Annotated in this window: 9 protein-coding genes and 1 pseudogene; 6 read left to right on the forward strand and 4 right to left on the reverse strand. The window is 60.0% G+C overall.

Going from position 1 to position 9,945, the window contains the following annotated elements:
* The first annotated feature begins 100 nt into the window (after positions 1-100).
* Positions 101-997 carry a DMT family transporter gene (locus tag AB5Y54_RS18780; RefSeq protein ID WP_041212829.1) on the forward strand — a complete coding sequence of 299 codons (897 nt, stop codon included), beginning with the start codon at positions 101-103 and terminating at the stop codon, positions 995-997.
* Positions 998-1,058: 61 nt separating this feature from the next.
* Positions 1,059-1,256 (forward strand): hypothetical protein, encoded by a 198-nt coding sequence (locus tag AB5Y54_RS18785; RefSeq protein ID WP_039038678.1) that lies wholly within the window; start codon positions 1,059-1,061, stop codon positions 1,254-1,256.
* Positions 1,257-1,328: 72 nt separating this feature from the next.
* Here AB5Y54_RS18785 and AB5Y54_RS18790 read toward each other — a convergent pair whose 3' ends face one another.
* The 3 genes and pseudogenes from AB5Y54_RS18790 to AB5Y54_RS18800 all read right to left on the reverse strand — a co-directional run bounded on the left by AB5Y54_RS18790 (position 1,329) and on the right by AB5Y54_RS18800 (position 3,534).
* Entirely contained in the window at positions 1,329-1,862 is a 534-nt protein-coding gene (locus AB5Y54_RS18790) for a methyl-accepting chemotaxis protein (protein ID WP_257978395.1), read from the reverse strand.
* Between the two features lie 6 nt (positions 1,863-1,868).
* Positions 1,869-2,576 (reverse strand): annotated as a pseudogene (locus AB5Y54_RS18795) (PAS domain-containing protein); the annotation flags it as partial.
* A 532-nt stretch (positions 2,577-3,108) separates the two neighbouring features.
* The gene (locus AB5Y54_RS18800; RefSeq protein WP_368154173.1) at positions 3,109-3,534 is read right to left on the reverse strand and encodes a DUF4124 domain-containing protein; all 426 of its coding nucleotides are present in this window, start codon (positions 3,532-3,534) and stop codon (positions 3,109-3,111) included.
* Between the two features lie 270 nt (positions 3,535-3,804).
* Here AB5Y54_RS18800 and fabV point away from each other — a divergent pair, with 270 nt between their 5' ends.
* Both fabV and AB5Y54_RS18810 read left to right on the forward strand, forming a co-directional pair.
* Positions 3,805-4,998, forward strand: a complete 1,194-nt coding sequence (gene fabV, locus AB5Y54_RS18805) for an enoyl-ACP reductase FabV (protein WP_041212832.1) — start codon at positions 3,805-3,807, stop codon at positions 4,996-4,998.
* Between the two features lie 162 nt (positions 4,999-5,160).
* Positions 5,161-6,636: a YfcC family protein gene (locus AB5Y54_RS18810; protein WP_368154174.1), complete on the forward strand. Its 1,476-nt coding sequence runs from the start codon at positions 5,161-5,163 to the stop codon at positions 6,634-6,636.
* Between the two features lie 65 nt (positions 6,637-6,701).
* Here AB5Y54_RS18810 and AB5Y54_RS18815 read toward each other — a convergent pair whose 3' ends face one another.
* Positions 6,702-7,916: a pyridoxal phosphate-dependent aminotransferase gene (locus AB5Y54_RS18815; RefSeq protein WP_005302243.1), complete on the reverse strand. Its 1,215-nt coding sequence runs from the start codon at positions 7,914-7,916 to the stop codon at positions 6,702-6,704.
* Between the two features lie 355 nt (positions 7,917-8,271).
* Between AB5Y54_RS18815 and AB5Y54_RS18820 the strand changes: the two genes are divergently transcribed.
* Together AB5Y54_RS18820 and AB5Y54_RS18825 are read left to right on the forward strand one after the other, a co-directional pair.
* The gene (locus tag AB5Y54_RS18820; RefSeq protein ID WP_010674028.1) at positions 8,272-8,481 is read left to right on the forward strand and encodes a DUF1653 domain-containing protein; all 210 of its coding nucleotides are present in this window, start codon (positions 8,272-8,274) and stop codon (positions 8,479-8,481) included.
* Between the two features lie 121 nt (positions 8,482-8,602).
* On the forward strand, positions 8,603-9,931 hold the full coding sequence (locus AB5Y54_RS18825; RefSeq protein ID WP_010676218.1) for an IS4 family transposase: 1,329 nt from the start codon (positions 8,603-8,605) through the stop codon (positions 9,929-9,931).
* The last annotated feature ends 14 nt before the right edge of the window (positions 9,932-9,945 follow it).

Here is a 9,945-nt window from a genome sequence, read left to right on the forward strand (position 1 = left end):
CAAGCAATACATTCAAAACCAGCGGGGCTGACGCCCCGGCGAAATTCCCCTCCCACCTACGTCGGAGGGAGTCCCCTTTCGCATTTAAGATGGAGGCATTGTGCGCCCTTTACCCGTCCTGACGCTGACCCTGGCCATGCTGCTCTGGTCCAGCTCCTTCATCGCCCTCAAACATGTGCTGGAAATCTGGTCCTTCGGTCAGGTGCTCTTCATGCGGATGGGGGTGGCGTCCTGTTGCTGGCTGCTCTGCTACCGCCAGCTTGGCCGCGTCACTTACCAGAAGGGGGATTGGCGCTGGTTGGCCCTGATGGGGGCGCTTGAGCCCTGCCTCTACTTTCTTCTTGAAGTCAACGCCCTGCGTTACACCAGTGCCGGCCAGGCCGGTATGGTCTGTGCCCTGCTTCCCCTGATGGTGGCTCTGGTGGCCTTCGTGCTGCTTGGAGAGCGGGTGAGTCGCCGCCAGCTGCTGGGCTTTGCCATCGCCATCGTTGGCATCGCCCTGCTGGGGTTGGGGGAGGGCGCAGACGAGTTCGCCCCCAACGCCCTGCTCGGCAACAGCCTGGAGATGGGCGCCATGCTCTGCGCCGCCACCTATTCCGTGGTATTCAAGAAGCTCTCCAGCCGCTACGGCGTGATGACACTGACAGCGTTGCAGGCCTTCGTCGGCATGCTCTTCTTCGCGCCCTTTGCCTTCAGTGCGCCCTGGCCCGCGAGCTGGGCCTGGCAGGACATGGGGGTCATCCTCTTCCTCGGCGCCTTCGTGACACTTGGTGCCTACCTGCTCTACAACTGGTCGGTGACCCAGGTGAAGGTGACCCTGGCGGCTGCCTATGTGAACCTCATACCGGTCTTTACCCTGCTGCTCGCCTATCTGCTGCTGGGAGAGACGCTCACTGCCCTGCAATGGGTGGCCTGTGCCGCCGTGCTGGCCGGCATCGGGGTGGGCCAACTGCCGTCCGGCAGGAAGCGTGCGCAGGCAGTCGCCACCGGGGGATGAGTCGCCGTCATTGGGCTACAGTCTGGGCAGGGAAACACGCTGTCTAAGAAGGAGCCGACCGATGAGCGACATGCACTTGCTGGCCGCGGCCAAAAGCCTGTTGAGCCATCCCCCCTTTACCCTGGCCGATGCCAGAGCCCTGGAGGCGCTGGAAGAGGAAGCTGTGGGGGAGGAGGGGCTCTGCATCGCCGCGCTATGGGACATCGCCCTCGCGCTGGCGGACGAGGAAGCCAGACACTATCTCCTGGGGGATGGCTGAGCGGGTTTCGGGTGGGCGGACAGCAATGACAACGGGGGGCCTGGGCCCCCCGTTGTCATTGGCAGCTGTCGCTCAGATGGAGAGGCTCTTGACGGTGTCCGACACCGAGTTGGCGTCCTCGATGATCTCCTTGATGACGTCGGCGATGATGGTGGCCTGCTCCTGACCTGCCACCGCCTTGTCGGAGACGACGGAGACGGTCTGGGTGATCTGGGAGGTGATCTCCGAGTTGTGCTTGATGACGGTGACGATCTCGCTGGTGGAGCTGGAAGTGCGCGCCGCCAGTTGCCTCACCTCGTCGGCCACGACCGCGAATCCCCGTCCCTGTTCCCCGGCGCGGGCCGCCTCGATGGCCGCGTTGAGGGCCAGCAGATTGGTCTGATCCGCGATGCCGCTGATGGTGGAGATGATGGATTCGATGCTCCTGGATTGCTGGTTGAGCTGCTCTATCTGTTTGCTGACCGCATTGACCGAGGTATTGATGTGAGAGGAGGTGTCGAGCACCCTGTCGATGACCTCCCGCCCCCTGGCGGCGCTCGCGACGGTTTCGCTGGCGATGGCACACGCCTTCTGGGCCGCTTCCCGGGTGGAGATGGATTTCTCCACCCGCTCGGTGATGTCGCTCGCCAGCTTGATGATTTTGACCACCTTGCCCTCGTGGTTGAAGATGGGGTTGTAGGTGGCCTCCAGCCATATCTTCTCCCCCCGGTGACCCAGACGCATGAAAAGCCCGGACTTGATGTCACCCGAGCCGAGATCCTGCCAGAAATGGGGGTTGTTCTGGTAGAACTCGGTGTCACAGAAGAGACGATGATGCTTGCCGACCACCTCTTCCAGCCGGTAACCAAAGCAGTTGAGGAAATTCTGGTTGGCGGTGATGACGGTGCCATCGGGTTGGAAATCGATGACCGCCAGGGACTTGTCCAGGGCTGCCAGCAGGGCCTGGGTGCGCTCCAGGGTGGATTGCTGCTGGGTCACGTCGGAGGCGACCTTGGCGATCCGCACCACCTTGCCGTCGATCACGATGGGGAAATAGGTCGCCTCCAGCCACACGGCCTTGCCGGATTTCGACTGGCGAATGAAGCGGCCGCTGCGGGAGACGCCGTGGCGCAGATCCTGCCACAAGGTCTCGTAATCCCGGGTATTGACGTCGTCGGGGAAGCAGAGGGTGCTGTGATGCTTGCCGATCACCTCGTCACGTTCAAATCCCACGATCTTGAGAAACAGCGCGTTGGCGAAGGTGACCACTCCCGCCGGGGTGAACTGGACGAAGGGGACCTGCAACTGGATAGCCTGTTCAAATGCCCCCAGTTCCACCACCCTTGCCGCTTACTCACAGGCTTCCTTGCTTGCTTTTTGATTCCAGAACATGACAGCGCTCCTCCATGAGACCCTTGAATGGGATAACGACCAAATATGAGTAAATTAACAATAGCATTGCGTCCTGATGAGTCGTCATCGTACTCAAATTAACTTTTTATTTTTCAATGTTGATAAATAGCTTCTTAATTGTAGGGTCTCGTACCAAGGTTATTTATCTCGTGGACCGCTTTGGGCCCCAGGGAATATTGGCATGAAGGCGCCTCTTTTGGCACTGACAATTGTCACGATGCCCCTATATATCGCCCTCGTATGAACCCTGTGGCACGTCAGGGATCTCGGTGGGGATAAAGTTGAGTCTTCTGGAACGCGGTGAAATTAGGTGGCTACGGGGATCGGGAAAAAGCCGCTATCTGATCCTCTGGTGTGAGAAATAAACGGCCAAGGGGGTGATGTTCTGGATGTGCGGCATGTGTGAACTCGTGACGACATTGCCACTTCGGTATATTTTCTGTCCCGAAACAGGGAGTGTTTATTTTGCCTGCAAGGTGGAGAGTTTCTGGTTCAGGGACTCAATCTCTTTCTGATATCGGGTAGTGACCGATTGCATCTCTGCCGAGACATTGCGGGATCTTGCCTTGTTCTCCGTGATCTGGGTCATCTCGTTGTTCATCTTCTGCTTTTTGGCCTCGATCTCGGTGCGCAGCGCCTTGGCCTGGCGTTGTTTCTGGCCGTTCGCCAGGCTCTGCTCTATCTCCCGGGTCTGGTTGGCCGCCTGCTCCACCGCCTCGGGGGAGGGGGTATAGACATTGAGTGCCATGGGTTTGGCGTCGCTGCTGCAGGGGATGTCACTGAAGGTGATCTGCCCATCGCGGGCGCATTGATAGACTGCCGCCTGGACAACGGGGACGGTGGCAAGCCCCAGGCAGGTGAGAGAGATGACCAGCATGCGTGACATAGACTCCTCCTTGAATACTCTTCCTTGCACACTAGTACATGGCGCAAGGTCAGACAACGGCCTCGTTCAGGGTGTGACATTCCGGTCCTCACGTCGCCTCTCTCTGGTCCATGGCGGGGAGATCTCCTGCGCAATGGGTGTGCCATGGCGGCATAAAGCGACGGATCCCTTCCTGTTTCCCCGCAGTTCAACACATCAGAGCACCATAACGGGCCGCAATGAGGTATCTTATGCCCCGATTTCATCCATCAAACGGATAAGAGACAACACATGATCATCAAACCCAAGGTTCGCGGCTTTATCTGCACCACCACCCACCCGGTCGGTTGTGAAGCCAATGTTCGTCGCCAGATCGCTTACACCCAAGCCAAGGGCGCCATCGAGAATGGCCCCAAGAAGGTGCTGGTGATCGGCGCTTCCACCGGCTATGGTCTGGCCTCCCGCATTGCCGCAGCCTTCGGCAGCGGAGCTGCCACCATCGGTGTCTTCTTCGAAAAGCCGAGCTCCGAGACCAAGACGGGCTCCGCCGGCTGGTACAACTCCGCCGCCTTCGACAAGGCCGCCAAAGAGGCCGGCCTCTACGCCAAGAGCATCAATGGCGATGCCTTCTCCCACGAGTGCCGTGCCAAGGTGATCGAGCTCATCAAGCAGGATCTGGGTCAAATCGATCTGGTGGTCTACTCTCTGGCCTCTCCGGTGCGCAAGCTGCCGGACACCGGCGAAGTGGTGCGCTCCGCCCTCAAACCCATCGGCGAGGTCTACACCTCCACCGCCATCGACACCAACAAGGATCAGATCATCACCGCCACCGTCGAGCCGGCGAATGAGGAAGAGATCCAAAGCACCATCACCGTCATGGGCGGCCAGGACTGGGAACTGTGGATGGCGGCTCTGCGCGATGCGGGTGTGCTGGCTGACGGCGCCAAGTCCGTGGCCTACTCCTACATCGGTACCGACCTGACCTGGCCCATCTACTGGCATGGTACCCTGGGGCGTGCCAAGGAAGATCTGGACCGCGCCGCCACCGCCATCCGTGGCGATCTGGCTGCCAAGGGGGGGACCGCCCACGTGGCCGTGCTCAAATCCGTGGTGACCCAGGCCTCCTCTGCCATTCCCGTGATGCCGCTCTACATCTCCATGGCCTTCAAGATCATGAAGGAGAAGGGCATTCACGAGGGCTGCATGGAGCAGGTGGACCGCATGATGCGCACCCGCCTGTACGGCGCCGACATGGCGCTGGACGAGCAGGCCCGCATCCGCATGGATGACTGGGAGCTGCGTGAAGACGTGCAGCAGACCTGCCGTGATCTCTGGCCCTCCATCACCACCGAGAACCTCTCCGAGCTGACTGACTACACCGGCTACAAGCAGGAGTTCCTGCGCCTGTTCGGTTTCGGCCTGGACGAGGTGGACTACGATGCGGACGTGAATCCGGACGTGCAATTCGACGTGGTCGAGCTGTAAGTCGGTCGTCAGCACAGACAGGGCCCTGCGGGGCCCTGTTTTTTTGCAGCAGACTCAACCTGTTGCCTCAGGTTTATTATCCGCGATCACCTTTTTCCCCGAACAAACCCGCTAGGCTTGCGCTGTCCGGATCACAGACGGCACCGCCGAGGTACGAAAGCCATGACCACATCCCATGAGGCGCCCAAGAAGCGCCAGCTCCCCACGGTTTATACCCTGCTTTTCATCATCATCGCCCTGATGGCGGCCCTCACCTGGGTGCTGCCGGCGGGCAAATACCACTATGTGACGGCCAAGACCCAGCAGCCGGTGGCTGCAGCGGCCGTGGCCGACTACAGCGGTGACGAGCGACTGCTGCCGGTACCCGGCAGTTACAACGAGCTCCCCTCCCAACCCCAGGGGGTATTCGATGTGCTCAAGGCGCCCATCCAGGGCTTTCACAAGGCGGCGGACGTGGCACTGTTCGTACTCATCATCGGCGGCTTTCTGGCGGTGACCATGCAGAGCGGGGCGCTGGATGCCGGGGTCGGGGCCATAGTGCGTACCTTCGCCGGGCGCGAGCGGCTGCTCATCCCGGTGCTGATCGCCCTGTTCGCCCTGGGTGGCTCCACCTTCGGCATGGCGGAGGAGACGGTGGCCTTCTGGGCACTCATCGTGCCGGTGATGATGGCGGCGGGCTTCGATCGCATGGTGGCGGCCGGGATCATCCTGCTCGGCTCCGGGGTCGGGGTGCTCGCCTCCACCGTCAATCCGTTTGCCACCGGCATCGCCTCTGGTTTCGCGGGTATCCCCATCGGTGAGGGGATAGGGCTACGGGTCATCCAGTGGCTGCTGCTGGTGATCTTCGCCTCCTGGTTCGTGATGCGCTACGCCAGGCAGGTGCAGCAGGACAAGTCCCGCTCCGTGCTGGCCGATATCGTTTATGACGACGAGTTCTCCCAGATGAAGAGCGGCAACCTCGCCTTCAGCGGCAAGCAGAAGCTCACCATGCTGGTCTTCTTCGGCACCTTCCTGCTGATGATCTATGCGGTGGTGCCCTGGTCGGATCTGGGCATTGATCTGTTGCCCACCCTGGGCTGGTGGTTCGACGAGCTCTCCACCCTCTTCTTCAGCGCCTCCATCCTGATTGCCCTCATCAACCGGATGCCGGAGTCCAACTACGTGGCGACCTTCCTGAACGGGGCGCGGGATCTCATCGGGGTGGCCCTGGTGGTGGCGGTGGCGCGCGGCATCTATGTGGTGATGGAGCACGGCGTCATCATCGACACCATACTGCATTGGGCCGAGGGGCTGGTGAGCGGACTGTCGTCGTCGGTCTTCATCCTGATGGCCTATCTGGTGCACATCATCCTGAGCTTCTTCATTCCCTCCACCTCGGGGCTCGCGACCGTCTCCATGCCGCTGATGGGACCGCTGGCGGACTTCTCCGGCATCTCCCGGGATCTGGTGATCACCGCCTATCAGTCCGCCTCCGGCTGGATCAACCTGTTTGCCCCCACCGCCGCCCACCTGGTGGCGGGGCTGGCGCTCGCCAGGATCCCCTACGATCGCTTCGTGCGCTGGGTGCTGCCCTTCATCATCGGGGTGGCTCTGATCACCATGGTGGTGCTGGTGGCCGGGGCCCTGCTCCACGGCTGATGGCGCGGATAGAAAACGACAGACAACAAAAAGGCTCCCGCGGGAGCCTTTTTCATGAGTCTTGCTTACTGCTTGTAGCCCTTGAGGAAGCGGGCGAGGCGACCGATAGCCTCTTCCAGCTCCTCTTCCCGGGGCAGGAACACCAGGCGGAAGTGATCCGGTGCCGGCCAGTTGAAGCCGGTGCCTTGCACCAGCAGGAGCTTCTCCTGCTGCAGCAGGTCGAACACCATCTTCTGGTCATCGCGGATGTCATACACCTTGGGGTCGAGGCGCGGGAACATGTAGAGCGCCCCCTTGGGTTTGACGCAGGAGACCCCGGGGATCTCGTTCAAAAGCTCCCAGGCCTTGTCCCGCTGGCGACGCAGGCGACCCCCCGGCAGGATCAGTTCGTTGATGCTCTGGTAGCCCCCAAGGGCGGTCTGGATGGCGTGCTGCATGGGCACGTTGGCACACAGCCGCATGGAGGCCAGCATCTCCAGTCCCTCGATGTAGCCCTTGGCACGACCCTTGGGACCGGTGATGACCATCCAGCCCTGGCGGAAGCCGCAGGCGCGGTAGGCCTTGGAGAGGCCGTTGAAGGTCACCACCATGACGTCGTCGCACAGGGTGCAGACGCTGGTGTGGGAGATGTCGTCGTAGAGGATCTTGTCGTAAATTTCGTCGGCGAAGATGATGAGGTTGTGCTGACGGGCGATCTCGATCACTTCAAGCAAAAATTCGCTGCCGTAGACGGCGCCGGTCGGGTTGTTGGGGTTGATCAGCACCAGGCCGCGGGTGCGCGGGGTGATGCGGGCGCGGATGTCGTCGAGATCCGGATACCAGTCAGCCCCTTCGTCACAGCGGTAGTGCACCGCATGGCCGCCGGAGAGGGTGACGGCCGCGGTCCAGAGCGGGTAGTCGGGGGAGGGCACCAGCATCTCGTCGCCGTTGTTGAGCAGCGCCTGCATCGCCATCACGATGAGCTCGCTCGCACCGTTGCCGATGTAGATGTCGTCGATGTCGACCTTGCGCATCCCTTTTTGCTGGTAGTACTGCATCACCGCCTTGCGGGCCGAGAACAGCCCCTTGGAGTCGCAGTAGCCCTGGCTCTGGGGCATATTGAGGATCACATCCTTGATGATCTCCTCCGGTGCTTCGAAGCCAAACGGGGCCGGATTGCCGATGTTGAGCTTGATGATGCGGTGACCTTCGTCTTCGAGACGGCGAGCTTCTTTGTGCACCGGGCCGCGGATGTCATAGCAGACATCGTCGAGCTTGTGCGACTTGTCGATAGTGAACATGGTGAGCGTGATTCCTTCCCCGTGGGGCGCGTTGGCAGAAAAGCTGTTTTTAGTATCAAATTTCTCTGCCCCTATTCTTCACAGAATTGAATGCTAGAACAATCTAATTTATGGAATAAATCCCTGATATTTACCCCTGAAACAGGGTTGTTGAAATGTTAAATTCAGCATGATCGTTTGCCTCTCTTTGGTAGATCAGTGAAAGATGAGGGGCAGATTCATAAAGCAACATGAGTGTATTGAAATATCTCCCCCATCTGGCACGATTGGCTGGGGTAAAAAAGCCCCGACCCGTCGGTCTGCCAGGGGAGCACGCAGGCACGGGGGCTCATCTTTCCGCTCTCGAGGTTCACTCATGCAGGCACCCGCCACCGGTCGCTACCGCCATTTCAAGGGGGGCTATTACCAGGTTCTGGCCCTGGCCTTGCACACCGAAACCCAGGAGCAGCTGGTGATCTATCAATCCGAACAGGATGGTCAGGTCTATGCCCGCCCCGTCGCCATGTTCATGGAGTGGATTGAACATCAGGGACAGGTGGTGAGCCGCTTCACGCCGGTGGCCTGAGGCAGGCTTGGCGACATGAAAAAAGGCGCCAGAGGCGTAATGCCGATCAGTTAAGAATCCATTGACCGATCCTCAGGCTGTGTAAGAATCCGAAACTCCTTGTTGGGTTTCGGATTTTTTTATGCGTATCGACCAAGCTCTCGACTTCATTCACGCCTGTCCTCCCGGAAAGTTTGAGTCCCTGTCTGACCTGCTGTCACCTGAACTGGTGCAGGCTTGCTTGGCCGAGACGGGCTCCGTCTCCTTGCGCCGACGGCGCATGCCCATGGAGCGGGTGCTATGGGCCATTATCGGGATGTCCTTGTTTCGTCATGTCCCTATGGCCCAGCTGGCCAACCAGCTCGATATCCTGTTACCCGGCGACCGGCCGTTTGTCGTCCCCAGCGCCTTCATCCAGGCGCGCCAAAAACTGGCTGACCAAGCCGTTCGACAGGTGTTCCAGCAGACCGCCACACTCTGGCATCAGCTGTGTCAGCACCCCACCTGGGCCGGCTTGCAGCTGCTGGCCGTGGACGGGGTGGTCTGGCGCACGCCCGATACTCCGGACAATGCCGGCGCCTTTGCCAAGTCGAAAACCGTCCAGGGGGAGACGCAATATCCCCAGGTCCGCATGTTGTGTCAGATGGAGCTGACCAGTCATCTGCTGACCCAGACAGTGATGGACTCCTGTGCGGTAAACGAGATGGTGTTGGCAGAGCAACTGATTGAAAAAACACCCGATAATAGCCTGACCCTGTTCGATAAGGGCTTCTACTCACTGGGGTTACTCCATGCCTGGCAACGCCAGGGCGTAGCGCGTCACTGGCTTATTCCGCTGAAAAAGGGGGCTCAATACGAGGTCATCCGCAAGCTGGGGCGGCAGGATGTGCTGGTACGCCTCAGAGCCAGTCCGCAGGCCAAGAAGAAGTGGAGCGAGTTGCCGGAGCAGTTCGAAGCCCGGCTGCTGACCCGGACGGTAAACGGCAAGGAGCGGCAGGTGCTGACCTCGCTCACCGACCCGCTGCGCTTCCCGGCCAGCGAGTTGATGGAGCTATACCAGAATCGCTGGGAAATCGAGCTGGGCTATCGGGAGATGAAACATAGCCTGCAACAGCACCGGCTGACGCTGCGCAGCAAGAAACCCGATGGAGTAAGGCAGGAGCTATGGGGCTTGGTATTGGCCTATAACCTACTGAGATATCAGATGGTTAGGATGGCGGCGAGCTTAAAGGGCTATACGGCCAGCCAGTTGAGCTTTCACATGGCATCGGTGTATCTGCTGCATGAACTCAGTTGCCTGCCGTTTGTGTCACCGGGCATGGTTCCAGGGCGTGTCGCTGAGTTGGACAAACAGGCAGAGCAGTTCAAGTTACCCGCCCGCCGAGAACGAAGTTACCCAAGGTGCATCAAAGCCAAACCACAGAAGTATGCGACGAGAAAACCTAGTAAAAACAATGCCAGTCAGGCTTAACTGACTGGCATTAC

Source organism: Aeromonas sp. s9 (genome assembly GCF_040907765.1).
Classification (GTDB): domain Bacteria; phylum Pseudomonadota; class Gammaproteobacteria; order Enterobacterales; family Aeromonadaceae; genus Aeromonas; species Aeromonas caviae.

What these genes read in the sequence shown, in the direction of transcription:
- AB5Y54_RS18815 (WP_005302243.1), bottom strand. Translation starts at nt 7,916, where the DNA reads ATGTTCACTATCGACAAGTCGCACAAGCTCGACGATGTCTGCTATGAC.
- fabV (WP_041212832.1), top strand. Translation starts at nt 3,805, where the DNA reads ATGATCATCAAACCCAAGGTTCGCGGCTTTATCTGCACCACCACCCAC.
- AB5Y54_RS18800 (WP_368154173.1), bottom strand. Translation starts at nt 3,534, where the DNA reads ATGTCACGCATGCTGGTCATCTCTCTCACCTGCCTGGGGCTTGCCACC.
- AB5Y54_RS18820 (WP_010674028.1), top strand. Translation starts at nt 8,272, where the DNA reads ATGCAGGCACCCGCCACCGGTCGCTACCGCCATTTCAAGGGGGGCTAT.
- AB5Y54_RS18785 (WP_039038678.1), top strand. Translation starts at nt 1,059, where the DNA reads ATGAGCGACATGCACTTGCTGGCCGCGGCCAAAAGCCTGTTGAGCCAT.
- AB5Y54_RS18825 (WP_010676218.1), top strand. Translation starts at nt 8,603, where the DNA reads ATGCGTATCGACCAAGCTCTCGACTTCATTCACGCCTGTCCTCCCGGA.
- AB5Y54_RS18810 (WP_368154174.1), top strand. Translation starts at nt 5,161, where the DNA reads ATGACCACATCCCATGAGGCGCCCAAGAAGCGCCAGCTCCCCACGGTT.